This window comes from Bisgaardia hudsonensis (assembly GCF_004345785.1).
Lineage (GTDB): Bacteria > Pseudomonadota > Gammaproteobacteria > Enterobacterales > Pasteurellaceae > Bisgaardia > Bisgaardia hudsonensis.
The window spans coordinates 166160-186396 of the sequence record NZ_SLXI01000005.1 but is presented as its reverse complement, the minus strand read 5'-3'; the positions used below and the strand labels follow the sequence as shown (position 1 = coordinate 186396).

Here is a 20237-nt window from a genome sequence, read left to right as displayed (position 1 = left end):
AATCAATGCCTTTTGTATGTATATCAGTTAATAAAATGAATTATTTTGTTGGGTAATCCCACCAAATATCAAATAATTCACTGATTTCAACTTGTTGTAAGCCATTTTTTTCTAACCAGTTTTTCACTAATTCACGGTGGCTTTCATCACATTTTCCTAATTTTTCAAGGCACACTAAACCTTCCCAATGTAAGTAACCACTACCTTCATAGGCTAAACCATTAGCTTGAATCACTTCATTAATAAAACGATCTACCATTTCATCTACTTGATCGATAGGCGTATTTTCTGCAAATTGCCAGTTTACTAAGAAACCTAATTCTTGAAATTCCCCAAGATGCATTTTTTTGCGTTGTCTTTGATTGCGTTTGATAGCCATATTTTTCTCCTATGGTAGTTATCATTATTTAATAAGTTAGTGAGTGAACACTAATTTGTTTTTAAGAAGTATAAATCCCAAACGCCGTGACCAAGTTTGTGTCCACGTTGTTCAAATTTTGTTAGCGGACGAAAATCAGGACGAGGGATATAATCATTTGTTTCAGAAACATTGCTAAATTGTACCGCACTTTGCAATATTTCCAACATATGTTCTGCATAATTTTGCCAATCTGTTGCCATATGGATAAACCCTTGGTCAACCAATTTGGGGGTAAGATTATTAATAAACTCAGATTGTACAATACGGCGTTTGTGATGTTTTGCTTTTGGCCAAGGATCTGGAAAGAATAATTGTAAGCCCGCTAAGGTATTATCTGCGATACAATCCCGCAGTATTTCCATTGCATCGTGGCAAATTACGCGTAAATTTTTAACCTTTTTTTCTACGGCATAAGCAATACAAGCCCCCACTCCTGGTGTGTGTACTTCAATACCCAAATAATTTTTATGTGGGTTTTGCTCTGCCATTTCCACCAGTGATTTCCCCATACCAAAGCCAATTTCAAGCACTACAGGATTATCATTATGATAAATTTCTTGAAAATTAAATGGGGTATTTTGATGTTCTAAGCCATAAAATGCCCAATGATTATTCATCATATTACGCTGGTATTCACTTAAACGTCCTGTTCGTAGCACAAAACTACGTACTTTACGTTTATAGCGTCCATCTTCTGTAAATTCGGCGGTTTCTACGGTTTTACGTTTTTGATCGGCAAAGGTTATTTTATTGTCTGTCATTTTATATTAACTATATAAGTCGTTTTTTATAATAAATTTGTGCATTATTTTTATAAATGAGGCTGAATTATAAGTGGTTTACTTCAAAAAGCAAGAAAATGCCATATTACGCTATCTTATATGTAATAAAGTGCGGTTGTTTTTATCAGATTTTTTCAAATTTAATCTTGTGTTACACTTTCGAACCCATTTTTTTCTTAATGTAATGTTATGCAAGCTCAATCAAATAAAAATGCACCTTTTGCCAAAGCGGTACTAAATTGGTATCAAAAGTTTGGTCGTAAAGATTTGCCTTGGCAACAAGAGAAAACTTTATACAAAGTGTGGCTTTCTGAAGTGATGTTACAACAAACTCAAGTAACAACAGTTATTCCTTATTTTCAGCGTTTTATTAATACTTTTCCAAATATTACCGCACTTGCTAATGCTCCTCTTGATGAAGTGTTACATTTGTGGACGGGATTAGGGTATTACGCAAGGGCAAGAAATTTACATAAAACAGCACAGATTATTCGTGATGAATATCAAGGAAATTTTCCTACGGATTTTCAAACGGTTTTGTCTTTATCTGGGATTGGACGAAGCACTGCTGGAGCGATTTTATCTTCTTGTTTAAATCAACCTTATCCTATTTTAGATGGTAATGTAAAACGGGTACTCGCTCGTTATTTTGTTGTTGATGGGTGGACGGGAGAGAAGAAAGTGGAAAATAAACTTTGGGGGCTCACAGCTCAAGTAACACCAAAAGAATATATTGCTGATTTTAATCAAGCAATGATGGATTTGGGGGCGATGGTTTGTACTAGAACAAAACCGAAATGTGATCTTTGTCCACTAAGTTCAGAATGTCAGTCTCATAGACGGAATGATTGGCAAAGCTATCCAAGTAAAAAGGTAAAAAAAACATTACCAGAAAAGAAAGGATATTTTTTAATTTTAGAAAAACAAGGAAAAGTGGCATTAGAGCAAAGAGAAAAATCAGGGATTTGGGGTGGACTATATTGTTTTCCACAATTTGACACTGAACAAGACGTTATCGATTATTTGATTCAAAATAGAGTAACTGAATATCAACAATGGACAGCGGTAAAACATACTTTTAGTCATTATCATTTATATATTTATCCTATTTATGTCAATCTAGATGAAGGATCAGAAAACATTGAAAATATTGACCGCACTTCTTGGAAAAAGATAGCAGAAAATAAGAGTGAGTATCAATCTTCTCTATCCACAAAAGTGAAATATTGGTATGATCCACAAAATCCCGAACAGATTGGATTAGCGACACCGATCAAAAATTTACTGCTTCAAATAGCTAAAAGGAAATAATAATGGCAAGAATAGTATTTTGTGAATATTTAAAAAAAGATGCTGAGGGACTAGATTTTCAGTTATATCCTGGTGATATTGGTAAACGTATCTTTGAAAATATTAGTAAACAAGCTTGGGGTGAGTGGATGAAAAAGCAAACTATGCTGGTTAATGAAAAAAAACTAAATATGATGAATCTTGAACATCGTCAATTACTAGAAAAAGAAATGGTTAATTTTCTTTTTGAAGGAAAAGATGTTCATATTGAAGGTTATGTTCCAGAAGTAGATAAATAAAAAATGAAAAAATATTTAGCTACACTTATTATCCCTTTTTTATTTGCTTGTAGTAGTTCCGATAAAATTAAAGATAAAGAGGTTTTATCAAAAGATACACAGGGACTTGATATTTTAACTGGGCAATTTGCCAAGGATATTGACTCTATTTGGGGAGTTAATGAATTATTAGTGGCAAGTGGTAAAGATTACGTTAAATATACAGATAATTATTATACGAGAAGTCATATTAGTTTCGACGAAGGATTAATTACTATTGAAACAGTTGGTGATGGTAATAATTTACGTAATGCGATTATACATACTTTGTTGATGGGATCTGATGCCAAAGGAATTGATTTATTTGCTTCTGGTGATGTTCCCATTAGTTCTAGACCTTTTCTTGTCGGGTTAGTCGTTGATCAAGCTGGGCAAAAAATTACTAATACGATTATTGCAAGTAATTTTGCTGATTATCTGATTCAGAATAAAGTGAATGCTAGACCGCTAGAAAATGGTCAATTTGCACAATATGTTGTTATTCCTATGGTGGCAAACCATATTGCTATTCGAGCACAACGCTATTTACCTTTGGTAAGAAAATCAGCACGTCGTTATGATATTGATGAGAGCCTAATTTTAGGTATTATGCAAACTGAGTCAAGTTTTAACCCTTATGCGATTAGTTATGCAAATGCGATTGGTTTAATGCAAGTTGTTCCTCGTACTGCTGGTAGAGATATTTTCCAATTAAAAGGAAAGCGAGGTGAACCCTCAAAAAGCTATTTATTTGATCCCGAAAAAAATATTGATGCAGGTACGGCGTATTTATCATTGTTAAGAACAAAATATTTAGATGGGATCACGAATCCTACTTCTAAGCGTTTTGCGATGATTTCGGCTTACAATAGTGGTGCTGGTGCAGTATTACGTGTGTTTGATCAAGATAGAGATATGGCAATTGAAAAAATAAATCGCCTGTATCCAGAGCAAGTTTATCGGATTTTGACTACGGCACATCCATCTGCTCAAGCAAGAAATTATTTAATTAAAGTAGATAAAGCACAGAAAAACTATCGAATAATTAAGTAGTCATTATGGAATATAACTAATGTGATTAAAAGCGGTTATTTTATAACCGCTTTATTTTTATGGTCTAAGATCCTTTTTTATTCACTCATATCTCTATTATTTAAATAGAATAGTCTAAACAATAGTCTTTTCGATTGCTAATTGTTCAAACAGTAAAAAAAAATTAAATTTTTTTAAAATTGCTGTTGACTTGAGAACGAAAAAAACGTTTAATACGCACCACAACGACGTTGCCTCGATAGCTCAGTCGGTAGAGCAGGGGATTGAAAATCCCCGTGTCGGTGGTTCGATTCCGCCTCGAGGCACCACCTATTCCTCCTTAGTTCAGTCGGTAGAACGGCGGACTGTTAATCCGTATGTCGCTGGTTCAAGTCCAGCAGGAGGAGCCAAATTCTAGAAAACCGCTAATGTTAAATTAGCGGTTTTTTTATTTCTATTCGATCGTTTTACCTTTCTTTTTTGTTATACTGATCAATAAAAACGATGAGGAATATAAGACTAATGTTTTTATATCTAGTGGATTTGCTTGGTACATCAATATTTGCTATTTCAGGGGTTGCACTTGCATTTCGTTTACGTATGGACGCAGTAGGTGTATTAGTTCTTGCAAGTGTAACGGCTATCGGTGGTGGAACTATTCGTGATTTGGTATTAGATGTTCCGGTTTTCTGGCTAAGTAATAATGCGTATATTTGGGTAGTTATCATTACCTGTATTTTAATGATTATTTTTGTAAAAAAACCAGCTAAGGTTCCTTGGTATATTCTGCCTGTTTCTGATGCTATCGGTTTGGCTTTTTTTACTATTATGGGAACGGAAAAATCTCTTCAACTTGGTTTTACGCCTACTGTTGCCGTGATTATGGGCGCATTAACAGGGTGTGGTGGCGGTGTTATTCGTGATGTTTTAGCGAGAGAAATCCCTTTAATATTCCGTAAAGAAATCTATGCTACTGCGTCGATTATTGGAGGGAGTATTTATTGTTTATTGAGTATGTACCATGTATCAAGGATTATTGATGTTATTGTGGCAATCATTGCCGTTCTTATTATTCGACTTGCTTCAATTAAGTGGCAGCTTTCATTGCCTACTTTTGGACAAAGTCGTTGAGATCTATTTTATATCAAATTATTGGCACGTTGATTTAATCTAAAAGATATGAGCAAGGTGCCAATAGTTGAGAAGTTTAATTAGTATATTTATTTATAGCATTGCTGATACTTTGATCATTGTTAATTGATTGAGTAATGTCTAGCAAAGTTTGAGAGAGTATTTTTTGGATATCTTCATTATTAGCAGTAAGTATTCCCTCTTTAGTGTTTGTACTCATAAATTGTTTAGTAAACTCCCCTTTTGAAGATTGTGCTTTTATTTCTAACTGAATTTTACTTTTGATATTATGACGTAAATTTCCTTGACCGATATTAGCGTAGAAATCGGTGATATTAGCAATAATATTGATATTTGCTAATGTTGGGTTATTTGTAATTTGAAAACCTTTTGCGTTAAGATCTTCTTTTATAATTTGATTAAATAATATATCAACAGCAGGATTTGCTGATAGCTTTATAATATTTGTCTCTTTCGTGTATTTTGCTATTTCAGCTGAACTTCTTAGATCATTGATTATGACATTAAGAATCGCTTTTTGATTTATTATCTGTGATTTTAATGTTGGTGAAGTTGGGGTAAAGTTGATAGTACTGCTCGGTTGATTGTAGCATCCAGTGGTGAATATAACACTCATTGTAAGTATTGTTAGGGATAGATATTTTTTAAATTTCATTTTAATCTCCGATAGTTTAGTTTTTTGTCATTTTACAAACTTATTGGGTAATGTATAGTACTAAATAACCAGTTTTACAAAGAGGAAATAAAATGTCTTTAGAACAAGAATTAAAATCAAAATTACAACAAGAATTTTCTCCTTATTTTATATCTATTGAAAATGAAAGCCATAAGCATAGCTCTGGGCGTGGTGCAAATTCACATTTTAAAGTTGTCATTGTTAGTGATAAATTTATTGGAATGAGACCTGTTGCTAGACATCGAAAAATTTATCAATTATTTCAATATGAGTTATCTTCTACTATTCACGCATTAGCATTGCATACTTACACTAAAGAAGAATGGGATAGATTAGAACAAATATTGCCAAAATCAACAAACTGTCTTGGCGTAGGAAAGTAACTCTTTATTAGTATCTAATGGTATTTTTTACTAATATAGATCAGTTTTTTACTAAAAAATCCTAAAAAAGTAGTGGTAAAGTGGAATGAACGTTATTTTTTAGTTAAAATGGGACGTTAATTTTTAGCAAAATTTTAACTTAGCTCATTTATAGAAATATTTTATTTCTTTGAGGGCTGAGTAGAAAGGAATTTGAGTTTTTATTTTAATATGGTTGGAGAACGATTATTACTATTACTTTTTAATAGTAAGACTGTCTGAAGATCATTACTCAAGACGAGGTTAGCGTATTTTACGATAACTGTATTTTTAATCTAACGAAAAGTAGTGCAAACAATATGATTACGATTAAAAAAGGATTGGATCTTCCTATATCAGGAAAACCAGAACAAGTAATCCATAACGGCAATGCTGTTACTGAAGTTGCTTTGCTTGGTGAAGAGTACATTGGTATGCGTCCTTCAATGAAGGTACGTGAAGGCGATGTTGTGAAAAAAGGGCAAATTCTTTTTGAAGATAAAAAGAATCCTGGCGTGATTTTTACTGCTCCAGCTAGTGGAACTATTACTGCGATTAATCGTGGTGCTAAGCGAGTTTTACAATCAGTAGTGATTGCTGTGGAAGGTAATGAACAGATTACTTTTGATAAGTATTCATCTGATGAATTAAAAACATTAAGTAGCGAACAAGTTCGCAAAAATCTTCAAACTTCAGGTTTATGGACCGCACTTAGAACGCGTCCATTTAGTAAGGTGCCAGCAATTGATGCTATTCCATCTTCCATTTTCGTGAATGCAATGGATACAAATCCATTAGCCGCAGATCCGGAGATTGTTTTAAAGGCACATTGGCAAGATTTTATCGAAGGTTTAACGGTATTAAGCCGATTAACAGATAAGCCTGTACATTTATGTAAGGCGGGTGATACCAATATTCCAACAGTGGATTTACCAAATCTTTCAATTCATGATTTTGGTGGACCTCACCCAGCAGGCCTTGTTGGTACACATATTCATTTTATTGACCCAGTAAGTATTACTAAAGCTGTTTGGCATTTGAATTATCAAGATGTAATTGCATTTGGTAAATTATTTACAACAGGTGAACTTTATACTGATAGAGTGATTGCTTTAGCTGGACCACAAGTAAAAAATCCTCGTTTATTGCGTACTCAATTGGGAGCAAAACTTTCTCAATTAGTTGCTAATGAATTGCAAGATGGGGAAAACCGAGTTATTTCTGGCTCGGTGTTAAGCGGAGCTATTGCGAAAGGTCCATATGATTACTTAGGACGTTATGCTTTACAGGTTTCAGTAATTGCAGAAGGTCGTGAAAAAGAGTTTTTAGGTTGGATTATGCCAGGAGCAAATAAATTCTCTATCACTCGTACTGTACTTGGTCATTTTGGTAGTAAGTTGTTTAATTTTACTTCTGCTGTTAATGGTGGCGAGAGAGCAATGGTTCCAATAGGTTCTTATGAAAGAGTTGTTCCATTAGACATTATTCCTACATTGTTACTTCGTGATTTATCTGCAGGAGACACGGATAGTGCACAAGCATTAGGCTGTTTAGAGTTAGATGAAGAAGATTTAGCTTTATGTACATTTGTGTGTCCGGGTAAAAATGAATATGGTCCACTCTTACGTCAAGCTTTAGATAAGATTGAGAAGGAAGGTTAAAATGGGTTTAAAACATCTTTTAGAGAAAATGGAGCCTGCATTTTTACCTGGTGGTAAATATGAAAAATGGTATGCTTTATATGAAGCAACCGCAACTTTTTTATATACACCAGGTACGGTAACAAGCAAGTCTTCACATGTTCGTGATGCGTTGGATTCAAAACGTATGATGGTACTTGTGTGGTTAGCATTGTTCCCAGCAATGTTTTATGGAATGTATAATGTTGGAGCTCAATCTATTCTTGCATTAAGCATGGGAGATTTTGCTCAAAATGTAGCACAAAATATTGATGTTAATTGGCATTTTGCATTGGCTAATTTACTTGGTGTGCTTTCACCTGATGCTGGTGTTATCGCTAAAATGGTTTTAGGGGGAATATTCTTTTTACCTATCTATTTAACGGTATTTTTAGTCGGTGGATTTTGGGAAGTACTATTTGCAATGGTACGTAAGCATGAAATTAATGAAGGCTTCTTTGTTACCTCTATTCTATTAGCTTTAGTTGTTCCACCAACGTTACCATTATGGCAAGCCGCTTTAGCCACAACCTTTGGTGTTGTTGTTGCAAAAGAAGTCTTTGGTGGCGTAGGTAAAAACTTTATGAACCCTGCATTAGCTGGTCGTGCATTTTTATTCTTTGCTTATCCAGCTCAAATTTCTGGGGATCTTGTTTGGACCGCTGCTGATGGCTTTTCTGGTGCTACCGCACTTTCACAATGGGCAACTGGTGGTGAAGCTGGATTAAAACATGTGGTTACTGGTGAACCGATTAAATGGATGGATGCTTTTTTAGGTAATATTCCAGGATCCATTGGTGAAGTTTCTACATTAGCATTACTAATTGGTGCCGCGATTATTGTGTTTGCGAGAATTGCTTCTTGGCGCATTATTGCTGGCGTGATGATTGGTATGATAATCACATCAACATTATTTAATATGATCGGTTCAGCTACAAATCCGTTATTTGCAATGCCATGGCATTGGCATTTAGTTTTGGGTGGTTTCGCTTTAGGTATGTTATTTATGGCAACCGATCCTGTATCAGCTTCATTTACCAACACAGGTAAATGGTGGTATGGTGCATTAATCGGAACGATGTGTGTCATTATTCGTGTTGCAAATCCAGCTTACCCTGAAGGTATGATGTTAGCGATTTTATTTGCTAACTTATTTGCACCGTTATTCGATTATATAGTCGTTCAAGCAAACATTAAACGTCGGAGAACACGCAATGGCTAAATTTAATAAAGATAGTATTGGTGGAACAATTTCAGTTGTTGTTCTATTAAGTTTAGCTTGTTCTATCATTGTTGCTGGTTCAGCAGTTTTATTAAAACCAACGCAAGAAGAGCAAAAGCAACTTGATAAACAAAAAAATATTTTGAGTGTTGCAGGATTATTAGCTGAAGGGACTAAAAACAGTCAAGTTAAAGATATTTTTAAACAAAATATTGAAGCTCGTTGTGTTGAATTAGCAACAGGTGATTATGCAGACTGTCCAGCAAATTTTGATGCTAAAGTGGCAGCAAAAGATCCTAAACAAAATCAAAAAATCGCACCAGAACAGGATAAAGCTGGCTTGCGTGAAAGAGCTAAACTTGCAGAAGTTTATTTGGTAAAAGATAAATCTGGATCGGTTGAACAGATTGTTCTACCTATTTATGGAACAGGTTTATGGTCTGTAATGTATGGTTTTGTTTCTGTTGAGCCGGACGGTAATACTCTTAAAGGTATTACTTATTATGAGCATGGTGAAACACCGGGATTAGGTGGTGAAATCGAAAACCCTAAATGGCAAGCTAATTTTGTAGGTAAAAAATTACTTAATGAGCAAGGTGAAGCTGCTATTCGTGTAGGTAAAGGTGCTTCTATTGATACTGAACATGGTATTGATAGCCTTTCAGGTGCGACTTTAACATCTAATGGTGTTCAAGGTACCTTTAATTATTGGTTTGGAGCTAATGGTTTTGGTCCATATTTAGCAAAACTTAAAGCGGGGGCTAACTAATGGCTAATTCAAATATCAAAAAGTTATTATTATCACCGGTAGTTGATAATAACCCGATAGCATTACAAATTTTAGGTATTTGTTCTGCGTTGGCGGTAACAACGAAACTTGAGACAGCAATAGTAATGACTATTGCGGTAACTTTTGTTGTTGCATTATCTAACTTATTTATTTCGATTATTCGTAACTATATTCCAAATAGTATTCGTATTATTGTACAAATGGCTATTATTGCTTCATTAGTAATTCTAGTTGACCAAATTTTACGAGCTTATGCTTATGGCTTATCAAAACAACTTTCAGTTTTTGTGGGACTAATTATTACAAACTGTATTGTTATGGGACGAGCAGAAGCATTTGCAATGAAATCTGAACCATTAGAAAGTTTTGTTGATGGTATTGGTAATGGATTGGGTTATGGTGCAATTCTTTTAACTGTTGCATTTATTCGTGAGTTAATTGGATCAGGTAAATTATTTGGTATGACTATTTTCCAAACTATCCAAGATGGTGGTTGGTATCAAACAAATGGTTTATTCCTTCTTGCTCCAAGTGCATTCTTTATTATTGGTTTTGTTATTTGGGGAATAAGAACCTTCAAACCAGAACAGGTGGAGAAATAATTTATGGAACATTATATTAGCCTTTTCGTTAAATCAATATTTATCGAAAATATGGCTCTTTCATTCTTTTTAGGAATGTGTACATTTTTAGCTGTTTCTAAAAAAGTATCTACTGCATTTGGTCTTGGTATTGCCGTAATCGTTGTTTTAGGTATTTCAGTACCTGTAAACCAACTTGTTTATTCTTTAATCCTAAAAGATGGTGCTTTAGCTGCAGGTGTTGATTTAAGTTTCTTAAACTTCATTACTTTCATCGGTGTTATTGCTGCTTTAGTTCAGATTCTTGAAATGGTATTAGATAAATATTTCCCTGCACTTTATAACGCATTAGGAATTTTCTTACCATTAATTACTGTAAACTGTGCGATTTTTGGTGGGGTGTCTTTCATGGTTCAACGTGATTATAACTTTACTGAATCAGTTGTGTATGGCGTTGGTGCAGGTACAGGTTGGATGTTAGCAATTGTTGCTCTAGCAGGTTTAACTGAAAAAATGAAATATGCAGATATTCCAGCAGGTCTTCGTGGTTTAGGTATTACATTTATCACAGTAGGTCTAATGGCACTTGGCTTTATGTCATTTTCAGGCATTCAGTTGTAATAAGGGGATACTTAAATGGAAATAGCTCTTGGTATAGCAATGTTTACCGTAATCGTTTTAGCTTTAGCAATAATTATTTTATTTGCTAAATCTAAATTGGTAAATTCGGGTGACATTACTATTGATATTAATAATGATGCTAGCAAGGCAATTACATTACCTGCTGGTGGTAAATTATTAGGTGCATTAGCAAGTAAAGGTATCTTCGTATCTTCTGCTTGTGGTGGCGGTGGCTCTTGCGGACAATGTATCGTAAAAGTTACTGAAGGTGGTGGAGATATTCTACCAACAGAACTTTCTCATATTTCTAAACGTGAGGCGAAGGAAGGTTATCGTTTATCTTGCCAAGTTAACGTGAAAAGTAATATGAAAGTTGAATTGCCTGAAGAAGTATTCGGTGTAAAAAAATGGAATTGTACGGTTATCTCTAATGATAATAAAGCAACCTTCATTAAGGAATTGAAATTAGCCATTCCTGATGGTGAAGACGTACCATTCCGTGCAGGTGGATATATTCAAATTGAAGCAGATCCTCATACAGTAAATTATAAAGATTTTGATATTCCAAAAGAATATCATGAGGATTGGGATAAATTTGATTTATGGCGTTATGTATCTAAAGTTGATGAGCATATCATTCGTGCTTACTCTATGGCTTCTTATCCAGAAGAAAAGGGTATTATTATGTTAAACGTACGTATTGCAACGCCTCCTCCGCGTAATCCAGATGTACCACCAGGTCAAATGTCGTCTTATATTTGGTCATTAAAACCGGGTGATAAAGTCACTATTTCAGGTCCATTTGGTGAATTTTTCGCTAAAGATACTGATGCCGAAATGGTCTTTATCGGTGGTGGAGCAGGTATGGCACCAATGCGTTCACATATCTTTGACCAATTAAAACGTTTAAAATCTAAACGTAAAATGACATTCTGGTACGGGGCTCGTTCTGTACGTGAAATGTTCTATGTAGAAGATTTCGATATGCTAGCTAAAGAAAATGAAAACTTTGAATGGCACGTCGCACTTTCAGATCCGCAACCAGATGATAATTGGGATGGATACACAGGATTCATTCACAATGTCCTTTATGAAAATTATTTGAAAAATCATGAGGCTCCAGAAGATTGTGAATACTATATGTGTGGACCGCCAATAATGAATGCTTCAGTTATCAAGATGTTAAAAGATCTTGGTGTTGAAGATGAAAACATCTTACTAGATGATTTCGGTGGTTGATATCTTCAAGGTAGTATAAAAAAGAGCGGTCAGTTTTCTGACCGCTTTAACCCTTTATAGAAGCGATAAATTTATAAAAAATTGTAAAAAAGATACCGCACTTATGGAAAGAATAAACAGAAAATTAAAAGCCCTTTTTTTAGGAATAATAGTATTTGTTGGATTAGTAAGTATTTTTTTATTTAACACTTTTCATAGTCGAGAGGTTGTTGGACTAAGTGGCAAGACAATGGGTACCACTTACCATGTTAAATATATTGGTAGTAAACAAATTAAGTTATCATCAGAAGATGTTCATAAGCAAATTGAAATAATTTTAAAAGACGTGAATCAAAAAATGTCTACTTATATTGCTACATCGGAACTCAGCTTATTTAATAAGAATAAACAGATTGATACACCAATAGAAGTATCAAAAGATTTAAGCAAAGTTGTAGCAGAGGCGGTTCGCCTTAATAAAATTACTGAAGGCGCATTAGATGTCACCGTTGGACCTTTGGTGAATTTATGGGGATTTGGTCCAGAAAAAAGAATTGAAAAGGAACCAACCGAGATACAAATTAATGAACGACGTGCTTGGGTTGGTATTGATAAGCTAAAAGTTATCAATCATGATGAAAAGAATTACTTACAGAAAAGTGTACCAGAACTTTATGTTGATCTTTCGTCTATTGCAAAAGGTTTTGGTGTTGATCAAGTGGCGGATTATTTAGAAAAAATAGGATCAAATGATTATCTTGTTGAAATAGGCGGTGAGATTCGTGCGAAAGGTAAAAATCAAGAAAATAAATTTTGGCAAATTGCTATTGAAAAACCTACTTTTGATGGTTCTCGAGCGGTTGATAAAGTAATTGGTTTAGATAATTTTGCAATGGCGACATCAGGAGATTATCGAAATTATTTTGAAGATAATGGTCAGCGTTTTTCTCATGAGATTGATCCAAAAACAGGAAGACCAATTCAACATCATTTGGCATCAATAACGGTGTTGTCCTCTTCTTCTATGACAGCAGATGGGTTATCAACAGGATTATTTGTTTTAGGTGAAGATAGAGCATTAGAAGTCGCTGAAAAAAATAATTTGGCAGTTTATTTGATTATTAAAACAGATAAAGGGTTTGAAGCTAAAATGTCGTCCGCCTTTAAAAAATTAACAGAAATTAACTAAGGATATAATTATGCAGTTATTTTTAATCACATTTGGACTTTTTATATTAGTCATTTTGGGTATGTCTCTTGGCTACATTATTAAGAGAAAGTCAATTACAGGAAGTTGTGGAGGAATCTCCGCATTAGGTATGGAGAAAATGTGCGATTGTGAAGTACCTTGTGATAATTTACAAGCTAAGCTTGATGTGGGCGATGAAAAAGCTCAGAAAGAGTTTGAAGAAAAGTTTACTCAGAAAAAATCTGATTTTTATGAAGTGAAATAAAATGCTTTATGTCATATTAAATTGACTAATAGTTTAGAAGCTTCTGCACAAAAATAGAACGTAGAGCTTATCCTAAGGACTTACCAAATTATTGGCTCGTGTTCTTAATAAAAATCCGGAAATTACCGTTGTTGTAACTGACGAGGTAAATATGGATAACTGGGGAATTGCTTGAAAGACTGCGATTGAAAAATCTAAAAAGTAATTTACGATAAAACGTTGTAAAAAATGACCGCACTTTATTAATAGTATAGTAGATAATAATGATTTCAAAAACTTATAAACAATATTTTCCTGAATTGACAGAAGAACAATTACTAGCAAATTCACAAAAAAAAGTGATTTGTGGTATGTCTGGTGGTGTTGATTCATCAGTTTCTGCCTTTATTCTTCAGCAACAAGGCTATCAAGTAGAAGGGCTTTTTATGAAGAATTGGGAAGAAGATGATGATACCGATTATTGCACAGCAGCAGTTGACTTAGCTGATGCACAAGCGGTGTGTGATAAGCTTAATATCAAGCTACATAAAATTAATTTTGCAGCAGAATATTGGGATAATGTATTTGAACTTTTTCTTGCAGAATATAAAGCTGGGCGTACGCCAAATCCTGATATTTTGTGTAATAAAGAAATTAAGTTTAAAGCTTTCTTAGAATATGCCGCAGAAGATTTAGGGGCTGATTATATTGCAACGGGGCATTATGTTCGTCGTCGAGATATTAATAACGAAACCCAATTGCTTAGAGGTTTAGATAATAATAAAGATCAAAGCTATTTTCTTTATACGTTAAGTAAAGAGCAAGTCGCACAAAGTTTATTTCCTGTTGGTAATATTGAAAAATCGGTTGTCCGATCGATAGCAGAAGATCTTGGGTTAGCAACAGCGAAGAAAAAAGATTCCACAGGTATTTGTTTTATTGGTGAGCGTAAATTTAAAGATTTTCTTGCTCGTTTTTTACCCGCTCAACCGGGTGATATTAAAACAACCGAAGGTGAAGTTATCGGTCGCCATCAAGGTTTAATGTATCATACTTTAGGACAGCGTAAAGGGCTTGGTATTGGTGGCGTAAAAGGTAAAGATGAGAATGCGTGGTATGTAGTTGAAAAAGATCTGATAAATAATGTGCTTGTAGTTGCACAAGGATTAGATAATTCCGCATTATTATCATCCGGTTTAATTGCTCAACAATTACATTGGGTAGATCGTAAAGTTATTCTATCGCCTTTTCGTTGTACAGTAAAAACGCGTTATCGACAAACTGATATTCCTTGTGAAGTTATACCAATTAATAATGATTGCATTGAAGTGCGGTTTGATGAACCACAAATTGCTGTTACGCCTGGACAGTCTGCCGTTTTTTATTTAGACGATGTATGCCTTGGTGGTGGAATTATTGAAAAACAAATTAAGTAATTAATTTTGTTTACTATGGATAAAGAGTAAATTAAAAGATGATACGTTTTGAGAATGTTAGTAAGGCATATCTTGGTGGTAAGCCAGCATTACAAGGATTAAATTTTCATTTGCCCGTTGGAAGTATGACGTATTTAATTGGTCATTCAGGCGCTGGTAAAAGTACCTTATTAAAGCTCATTATGGGAATGGAAAGAGCGAACGGTGGGCGGATTTGGTTTAATGGGCATGATATTACTCGGTTATCAAGATATGAAATTCCTTTTTTACGACGCCAAATTGGTATGGTTCATCAAGATTACCGATTACTTCCAGATAAATCTATTATAGAAAATGTTGCTTTACCTTTGATTATTGCTGGAATACATCCAAAAGAAGCAGATGTTAGGGCGTTAGCTGCTTTGGAACGAGTAGGGTTGAGAGAGCGAGCTAAACATCTTCCAAGCTATCTTTCAGGGGGAGAACAGCAACGTGTTGATATAGCAAGAGCGATTGTACATAAACCACAGTTGTTACTTGCGGATGAACCAACGGGAAATCTAGATGATGCGCTCTCATTAGATATATTTAGTCTTTTTGAAAGTTTTAATCAATTTGGTATGACTGTTTTAATTGCTACTCACAATATTAGTATTATTCAACAAAAACCAAAACCTTGTCTTATGCTTGAAAATGGTTATTTACGTTAGCTAAGGAAATTTTATGAGTTCTCGCCCTGTTTATGCTTCATTTTTGGTACAATTTATTTATAGTTTAAAAAGTGTTTTAAATGATTTATTTCATAAAAAATATACAACATTACTTACCGTATTTGTCATTTCTGTATCACTAACTATTCCTACTGTCGGCTATTTGTTTTGGAAAAATATTAATAATACTAGTCTTTCCTTTTATCCAGATGCTGAGATAACAGTTTATTTACATAAAAATTTATCAGAAAGCGATGCTAATCTTGTCGTAGATAAAATTCGAGATCAAGATGGCGTTGAAAGTTTGAATTATATTTCTCGCCAACAAAGTTTAAATGAGTTTCGTAATTGGTCTGGTTTTTCTGATGGATTGGATATTTTAGATGATAATCCCTTACCTGCAGTTGTTACTGTTAAACCAACCACTGATTATAATCAACATGAAAAGCGTGATGAATTGAGAAGAAAATTAAATAGTATTAAAGGTATTCAGGAAGTTCATTTAGACAATTCTTTATTTGGAAAATTTACCGCACTTTCTTGGCTGGTGGCTCAGATCACTATTTTAGGTACTATTTTGATGTTTTTATCAGTATTTCTTATTATAAGTAATAGTATTAGTGCCGATATTTATAGTAAGCGAGCTAATATAGAAGTTTCTAAATTATTAGGTGCTACCGATCAGTTTGTTTTAAGACCGTTTCTATATACTGGTATTATTTACGGCATCTTAGGGGGGCTGTTTGCTTGTATATTTAGTGCCGCAATTATTCTTTATTTTAAAAATGCTATTCAATATGTGACTGATTTATTCTCAGTAACATTTCAGTGGCAAGGAATAAGAATTAGTGAACTCTTTTTCTTAATGATTGTTTGTTCATTAATGGGATATGTTTCGGCTTGGATTTCTGCTAATAAATATATTAGGATTTTAGAAAAGAAAAATTGATTTTTCTTTAACTTTCCCGAAAGCGATATTTTTTTTATAAAATACTTGATTTTATTTGTAGATTCTGTAATTAATTAAGCTTTAAATTTTATTAAAACACAACATCAAAAATTAAGGAAAATTAAAATGAAAAATGTCGGTTTTATTGGTTGGCGTGGAATGGTTGGCTCAGTATTAATGGATCGTATGGTTCAAGAAAATGACTTTGCAAATATCAATCCTATCTTTTTTACCACTTCTCAAGCAGGACAAAAAGCCCCTGTTTTTACAGGAAAAGAAGCGGGTAATCTTAAAAATGCCTTTGATATTGAAGAGTTACAAAAGTTAGATATTATTGTAACTTGTCAAGGCGGCGATTACACAAATGAAGTCTATCCAAAATTAAAAGCAACAGGTTGGAATGGCTATTGGGTCGATGCAGCATCGGCGTTGCGTATGGAAAAAGACGCTATTATTGTTTTGGATCCTGTCAATCAAAATGTGATTACTGATGGCTTAAAAAATGGCATTAAAACTTATGTAGGTGGAAATTGTACTGTAAGTTTAATGTTAATGGCATTAGGTGGATTATTTGAAAAAAATCTTGTGGAATGGATCTCTGTTGCTACTTATCAAGCCGCTTCTGGTGCTGGTGCTAAAAATATGCGTGAGCTTCTTTCACAAATGGGTGAATTGGAAGATTCTGTTAAAGCGGAACTTGCTGATCCTGCTTCTTCTATTTTAGATATTGAACGTAAAGTTACAGCAAGAATGCGTGCTAGTGATTTTCCAACAGATAATTTTGGTGCAGCATTAGGCGGTAGCTTAATTCCTTGGATTGATAAATTGCTCCCAGAAACAGGGCAAACAAAAGAAGAATGGAAAGGCTATGCTGAAACAAATAAAATTTTAGGATTAAGTGATAACCCTATTCCGGTTGATGGATTATGTGTGCGTATCGGAGCATTACGTTGTCATAGCCAAGCATTTACCATCAAATTGAAAAAAGATTTACCATTAGAGGAAATTGAACAAATTCTTGCAAGTCATAATGAATGGGTAAAAGTAATCCCTAATGATAAAGAAACTACATTAAGAGAGCTTACACCAGCTAAAGTAACAGGCACATTATCTGTACCAGTTGGGCGTTTGCGGAAACTTGCAATGGGACCTGAATATCTTGCTGCTTTCACTGTTGGTGACCAATTATTGTGGGGGGCTGCTGAGCCTGTTCGCCGAATTCTAAAACAGCTTGTTAATTAACATATTGATATCAAAAATGCGGTCAAAATTGACCGCATTTTTTTAGATGAATTTAAATCTAATTAAACATCGTAAGTTGTTGATGCCGTATTACCGCCACGACCAGTCCAGTTAGTATGGAAAAATTCGCCACGTGGTTTATCTGTACGCTCATAAGTATGAGCACCAAAGTAATCACGTTGTGCTTGCAATAAGTTTGCAGGAACACGCTCAGAAGTATAACCATCTAAGAAGGTAATTGCAGATGCCATACAAGGCATTGGAATACCCACCTCAATAGATTTTGCTACCACTTTACGCCATTCGCCTAATGCATTTTCTAAGATATCTTTGAAATAAGGATCTGAGCCTAAGAAAATCAAATCAGGATTGGCTTCATAAGCGTCACGAATATTACCTAAGAAACGGCTACGAATAATACAACCTTCACGCCATAATAATGCTGTTGCTCCGTAGTTAATATCCCAACCAAAGTTTTCTGATGCTTCACGTATTAACATAAAACCTTGTGCATAAGAGATAATTTTTGAAGCAAGTAATGCTTTACGCACAGCTTCAATCCAAGATTTTTTATCTCCTTCTATTTTTCCAATAGTCTTATTGAATAATTTTGAGGCTTCAACACGTTGATCTTTGAAGGAAGATACGCAACGAGCAAAAACAGATTCAGTAATTAATGTTAATGGAATACCAAAATCTAAGGCATTAATTCCTGTCCATTTACCTGTACCTTTTTGACCAGCGGTATCAAGGATTTTTTCCACTAATGGCTGACCATCCGTATCTTTATGACCTAGAATATCTGTCGTAATATCAATTAAATAGCTATCAAGTTCCGTTTTTTTCCATTCTTGGAAAATAGCTTGCATTTCATCGTAGTTTAACCCTAAACCATCTTTTAAGAATTGATAAGCTTCACAGATTAATTGCATATCACCATATTCGATACCATTGTGTACCATTTTTACAAAATGCCCTGATCCTTCTTTTCCAACCCAATCACAACAAGGCTCGCCTTTATCTGTTTTTGCGGAAATAGCTTGTAAAATTGGTTTTACATATTGCCACGCCTCTTCGTTTCCACCCGGCATAATTGAAGGTCCGTGTCTTGCTCCTTCTTCTCCACCAGATACGCCAGTACCGACAAAACGAATCCCTTTTTCAGCTAATGCTTTTACACGGCGATTAGTATCTGGATAGTTTGAGTTACCACCATCAATAATAATATCGCCTTCTTCTAAGTGCGGTAGTAATGAGTCAATAAATTTATCTACCACTTCACCTGCACGCACCATTAACATTACTTTACGCGGTTTTTCTAATTTATTAGCAAGTTCTTCTAATGAGTAAGCTCCAATAATATTAGTATCTTTTGCAGGACCCGCCAAAAATTCATCCACTTTTGAGGTGGTACGGTTATAAGCGACAACTTTAAATCCGTTATCGTTCATATTTAAAATTAAGTTCTGTCCCATTACCGCTAATCCGATAACACCAATATCGCCTTTTGTTGACATATTTTTCTCCTGTTGTTAATTTTTATAAATCTTTTATATAATTACGGTTCTATTCCACCTTAATTAAATACTTATTAGTTAAGTTTTATTTTGTATCACAATATAGTCTTGTAAAATAATTTCCTTAAATTCTGATGAAGTTGTTGCCCAATCTATAATATCTACTTTCCAAGGTAAATCACTTTCAGAAAAAGCATTCACTAAATCAGCATGTGTCGCTAAATCTAATGGGGTATTGGTAATAATTGCTAAATCTAAGTCAGAATAAGGTTTAGATTGTGCCTTTATTCTTGAACCAAATGCCCAAATAGTAAAGTGCGGTACAAATTTTTGAAGAATATTTTGCACAATTTTCAGTTCTTCGTTTGTAAGGTTTAGTCCCATTATAAACGTTCCTGTAATACTTTAACTAAATGTTTAACTTCTAACAAAAATTTTGGAATACCACTCACTACCATAATAGCAGTCTCTTCATCATAAGTATGGCTAGTACGGCTTCGCATATCTCGATACTGTTTCCAATCAGTCCAATTTCCCATTAATAAACCATATTCATTGGCTGAACGAATTAAATCTTGAAAATTCATTTGATCGTATATTTCAGGATTTGGCGAAATATATTCTAAATAACGTTTTAATATTTTATGACTAATTTCATAAGTAAATTCAAAACGTTGAATTAAACCATCACGAATTTGTAAATCATTAATATTTTGTTGATAACGAATTAAACCTTCATCTAATCGATTAACGATATTTTGTAACGGTAAAACACTGAAATTAGTCATT

Annotated in this window: 23 protein-coding genes, 2 tRNA genes and 1 pseudogene; 20 read left to right on the top strand and 6 right to left on the bottom strand. The window is 34.1% G+C overall.

The features are described 5' to 3' along the window. Positions 1–40: 40 nt before the first annotated feature. Both EV697_RS08060 and trmB read right to left on the bottom strand, forming a co-directional pair. A complete protein-coding gene (locus EV697_RS08060; protein ID WP_132024464.1) occupies positions 41–379 on the bottom strand; it encodes a YggL family protein in 339 nt (112 codons plus the stop codon). Positions 380–429: 50 nt separating this feature from the next. Next, positions 430–1182, bottom strand: coding sequence for a tRNA (guanosine(46)-N7)-methyltransferase TrmB (gene trmB, locus EV697_RS08055; RefSeq protein WP_132024462.1), 753 nt, complete (start codon positions 1180–1182; stop codon positions 430–432). Between the two features lie 210 nt (positions 1183–1392). On the opposite strand from trmB, the pseudogene mutY reads away from it, so the two are divergent. The 6 genes and pseudogenes from mutY (at position 1393) to EV697_RS08025 (ending at position 4973) form a co-directional block, all read left to right on the top strand. Next, a pseudogene (gene mutY / locus EV697_RS08050) lies at positions 1393–2539 on the top strand (A/G-specific adenine glycosylase). Continuing rightward, complete coding sequence (locus EV697_RS08045; protein WP_132024458.1) at positions 2517–2792, top strand: oxidative damage protection protein; 276 nt, start codon at positions 2517–2519, stop codon at positions 2790–2792. Before mutY ends, EV697_RS08045 begins: the two are co-directional and overlap by 23 nt. 3 nt (positions 2793–2795) lie before the next feature. Further along, complete coding sequence (gene mltC, locus EV697_RS08040) at positions 2796–3863, top strand: membrane-bound lytic murein transglycosylase MltC (RefSeq protein ID WP_132024456.1); 1068 nt, start codon at positions 2796–2798, stop codon at positions 3861–3863. Positions 3864–4095: 232 nt separating this feature from the next. After that, positions 4096–4171 (top strand) — tRNA-Phe (locus EV697_RS08035). A 5-nt stretch (positions 4172–4176) separates the two neighbouring features. Then, positions 4177–4252, top strand: a tRNA-Asn gene (locus tag EV697_RS08030). A 112-nt stretch (positions 4253–4364) separates the two neighbouring features. Next, on the top strand, positions 4365–4973 hold the full coding sequence (locus tag EV697_RS08025; RefSeq protein ID WP_132024454.1) for a trimeric intracellular cation channel family protein: 609 nt from the start codon (positions 4365–4367) through the stop codon (positions 4971–4973). 76 nt (positions 4974–5049) lie between these two features. On the opposite strand, the gene EV697_RS08020 is transcribed toward EV697_RS08025, so the two are convergent. Continuing rightward, a complete protein-coding gene (locus EV697_RS08020; protein ID WP_132024452.1) occupies positions 5050–5649 on the bottom strand; it encodes a YajG family lipoprotein in 600 nt (199 codons plus the stop codon). Positions 5650–5741: 92 nt separating this feature from the next. On the opposite strand from EV697_RS08020, the gene EV697_RS08015 reads away from it, so the two are divergent. The 14 genes from EV697_RS08015 (at position 5742) to asd (ending at position 17931) form a co-directional block, all read left to right on the top strand. Next, positions 5742–6053, top strand: coding sequence for a BolA family protein (locus EV697_RS08015; RefSeq protein WP_132024450.1), 312 nt, complete (start codon positions 5742–5744; stop codon positions 6051–6053). Between the two features lie 338 nt (positions 6054–6391). Then, the gene (locus EV697_RS08010) at positions 6392–7732 is read left to right on the top strand and encodes a Na(+)-translocating NADH-quinone reductase subunit A (protein ID WP_132024448.1); all 1341 of its coding nucleotides are present in this window, start codon (positions 6392–6394) and stop codon (positions 7730–7732) included. A gap of 1 nt (position 7733) precedes the next feature. Continuing rightward, entirely contained in the window at positions 7734–8972 is a 1239-nt protein-coding gene (locus tag EV697_RS08005; protein ID WP_132024446.1) for an NADH:ubiquinone reductase (Na(+)-transporting) subunit B, read from the top strand. Continuing rightward, a complete protein-coding gene (locus EV697_RS08000) occupies positions 8965–9741 on the top strand; it encodes a Na(+)-translocating NADH-quinone reductase subunit C (protein ID WP_132024444.1) in 777 nt (258 codons plus the stop codon). The genes EV697_RS08005 and EV697_RS08000 overlap by 8 nt, the downstream gene beginning before the upstream one ends. Beyond that, entirely contained in the window at positions 9741–10364 is a 624-nt protein-coding gene (locus EV697_RS07995) for an NADH:ubiquinone reductase (Na(+)-transporting) subunit D (protein ID WP_132024442.1), read from the top strand. Before EV697_RS08000 ends, EV697_RS07995 begins: the two co-directional genes overlap by 1 nt. A 3-nt stretch (positions 10365–10367) precedes the next feature. After that, on the top strand, positions 10368–10964 hold the full coding sequence (nqrE, locus tag EV697_RS07990) for an NADH:ubiquinone reductase (Na(+)-transporting) subunit E (RefSeq protein WP_132024440.1): 597 nt from the start codon (positions 10368–10370) through the stop codon (positions 10962–10964). A 15-nt stretch (positions 10965–10979) separates the two neighbouring features. Then, entirely contained in the window at positions 10980–12203 is a 1224-nt protein-coding gene (gene nqrF, locus EV697_RS07985) for an NADH:ubiquinone reductase (Na(+)-transporting) subunit F (protein ID WP_132024438.1), read from the top strand. A 103-nt stretch (positions 12204–12306) separates the two neighbouring features. Continuing rightward, on the top strand, positions 12307–13371 hold the full coding sequence (locus tag EV697_RS07980; protein WP_132024436.1) for an FAD:protein FMN transferase: 1065 nt from the start codon (positions 12307–12309) through the stop codon (positions 13369–13371). A gap of 10 nt (positions 13372–13381) precedes the next feature. Continuing rightward, positions 13382–13636 carry a (Na+)-NQR maturation NqrM gene (nqrM, locus tag EV697_RS07975; protein WP_132024434.1) on the top strand — a complete coding sequence of 85 codons (255 nt, stop codon included), beginning with the start codon at positions 13382–13384 and terminating at the stop codon, positions 13634–13636. Between the two features lie 91 nt (positions 13637–13727). After that, positions 13728–13811: a tautomerase family protein gene (locus EV697_RS10100; protein WP_418883961.1), complete on the top strand. Its 84-nt coding sequence runs from the start codon at positions 13728–13730 to the stop codon at positions 13809–13811. Between the two features lie 88 nt (positions 13812–13899). Then, positions 13900–15051 (top strand): tRNA 2-thiouridine(34) synthase MnmA, encoded by a 1152-nt coding sequence (gene mnmA, locus EV697_RS07965; protein ID WP_132024432.1) that lies wholly within the window; start codon positions 13900–13902, stop codon positions 15049–15051. A 38-nt stretch (positions 15052–15089) separates the two neighbouring features. Then, positions 15090–15740, top strand: coding sequence for a cell division ATP-binding protein FtsE (ftsE, locus tag EV697_RS07960; protein ID WP_132024430.1), 651 nt, complete (start codon positions 15090–15092; stop codon positions 15738–15740). 13 nt (positions 15741–15753) lie between these two features. Next, on the top strand, positions 15754–16689 hold the full coding sequence (gene ftsX / locus EV697_RS07955) for a permease-like cell division protein FtsX (RefSeq protein ID WP_132024428.1): 936 nt from the start codon (positions 15754–15756) through the stop codon (positions 16687–16689). 126 nt (positions 16690–16815) lie between these two features. Beyond that, a complete protein-coding gene (gene asd, locus EV697_RS07950) occupies positions 16816–17931 on the top strand; it encodes an aspartate-semialdehyde dehydrogenase (protein WP_132024426.1) in 1116 nt (371 codons plus the stop codon). A 62-nt stretch (positions 17932–17993) separates the two neighbouring features. Here asd and gnd read toward each other — a convergent pair whose 3' ends face one another. The 3 genes from gnd to EV697_RS07935 all read right to left on the bottom strand — a co-directional run bounded on the left by gnd (position 17994) and on the right by EV697_RS07935 (position 20236). After that, positions 17994–19448 carry a decarboxylating NADP(+)-dependent phosphogluconate dehydrogenase gene (gene gnd, locus EV697_RS07945; protein ID WP_132024424.1) on the bottom strand — a complete coding sequence of 485 codons (1455 nt, stop codon included), beginning with the start codon at positions 19446–19448 and terminating at the stop codon, positions 17994–17996. A 78-nt stretch (positions 19449–19526) separates the two neighbouring features. Next, a complete protein-coding gene (locus EV697_RS07940) occupies positions 19527–19832 on the bottom strand; it encodes a nucleotidyltransferase family protein (protein ID WP_132024422.1) in 306 nt (101 codons plus the stop codon). After that, positions 19832–20236, bottom strand: coding sequence for a nucleotidyltransferase substrate binding protein (locus EV697_RS07935; RefSeq protein WP_132024420.1), 405 nt, complete (start codon positions 20234–20236; stop codon positions 19832–19834). The genes EV697_RS07940 and EV697_RS07935 overlap by 1 nt, the downstream gene beginning before the upstream one ends. Position 20237 lies beyond the last annotated feature (1 nt).

What these genes read in the sequence shown, in the direction of transcription:
- EV697_RS08060 (WP_132024464.1), bottom strand. Translation starts at nt 379, where the DNA reads ATGGCTATCAAACGCAATCAAAGACAACGCAAAAAAATGCATCTTGGG.
- trmB (WP_132024462.1), bottom strand. Translation starts at nt 1,182, where the DNA reads ATGACAGACAATAAAATAACCTTTGCCGATCAAAAACGTAAAACCGTA.
- EV697_RS08045 (WP_132024458.1), top strand. Translation starts at nt 2,517, where the DNA reads ATGGCAAGAATAGTATTTTGTGAATATTTAAAAAAAGATGCTGAGGGA.
- mltC (WP_132024456.1), top strand. Translation starts at nt 2,796, where the DNA reads ATGAAAAAATATTTAGCTACACTTATTATCCCTTTTTTATTTGCTTGT.
- EV697_RS08025 (WP_132024454.1), top strand. Translation starts at nt 4,365, where the DNA reads ATGTTTTTATATCTAGTGGATTTGCTTGGTACATCAATATTTGCTATT.
- EV697_RS08020 (WP_132024452.1), bottom strand. Translation starts at nt 5,649, where the DNA reads ATGAAATTTAAAAAATATCTATCCCTAACAATACTTACAATGAGTGTT.
- EV697_RS08015 (WP_132024450.1), top strand. Translation starts at nt 5,742, where the DNA reads ATGTCTTTAGAACAAGAATTAAAATCAAAATTACAACAAGAATTTTCT.
- EV697_RS08010 (WP_132024448.1), top strand. Translation starts at nt 6,392, where the DNA reads ATGATTACGATTAAAAAAGGATTGGATCTTCCTATATCAGGAAAACCA.
- EV697_RS08005 (WP_132024446.1), top strand. Translation starts at nt 7,734, where the DNA reads ATGGGTTTAAAACATCTTTTAGAGAAAATGGAGCCTGCATTTTTACCT.
- EV697_RS08000 (WP_132024444.1), top strand. Translation starts at nt 8,965, where the DNA reads ATGGCTAAATTTAATAAAGATAGTATTGGTGGAACAATTTCAGTTGTT.
- EV697_RS07995 (WP_132024442.1), top strand. Translation starts at nt 9,741, where the DNA reads ATGGCTAATTCAAATATCAAAAAGTTATTATTATCACCGGTAGTTGAT.
- nqrE (WP_132024440.1), top strand. Translation starts at nt 10,368, where the DNA reads ATGGAACATTATATTAGCCTTTTCGTTAAATCAATATTTATCGAAAAT.
- nqrF (WP_132024438.1), top strand. Translation starts at nt 10,980, where the DNA reads ATGGAAATAGCTCTTGGTATAGCAATGTTTACCGTAATCGTTTTAGCT.
- EV697_RS07980 (WP_132024436.1), top strand. Translation starts at nt 12,307, where the DNA reads ATGGAAAGAATAAACAGAAAATTAAAAGCCCTTTTTTTAGGAATAATA.
- nqrM (WP_132024434.1), top strand. Translation starts at nt 13,382, where the DNA reads ATGCAGTTATTTTTAATCACATTTGGACTTTTTATATTAGTCATTTTG.
- mnmA (WP_132024432.1), top strand. Translation starts at nt 13,900, where the DNA reads ATGATTTCAAAAACTTATAAACAATATTTTCCTGAATTGACAGAAGAA.
- ftsE (WP_132024430.1), top strand. Translation starts at nt 15,090, where the DNA reads ATGATACGTTTTGAGAATGTTAGTAAGGCATATCTTGGTGGTAAGCCA.
- ftsX (WP_132024428.1), top strand. Translation starts at nt 15,754, where the DNA reads ATGAGTTCTCGCCCTGTTTATGCTTCATTTTTGGTACAATTTATTTAT.
- asd (WP_132024426.1), top strand. Translation starts at nt 16,816, where the DNA reads ATGAAAAATGTCGGTTTTATTGGTTGGCGTGGAATGGTTGGCTCAGTA.
- gnd (WP_132024424.1), bottom strand. Translation starts at nt 19,448, where the DNA reads ATGTCAACAAAAGGCGATATTGGTGTTATCGGATTAGCGGTAATGGGA.
- EV697_RS07940 (WP_132024422.1), bottom strand. Translation starts at nt 19,832, where the DNA reads ATGGGACTAAACCTTACAAACGAAGAACTGAAAATTGTGCAAAATATT.
- EV697_RS07935 (WP_132024420.1), bottom strand. Translation starts at nt 20,236, where the DNA reads ATGACTAATTTCAGTGTTTTACCGTTACAAAATATCGTTAATCGATTA.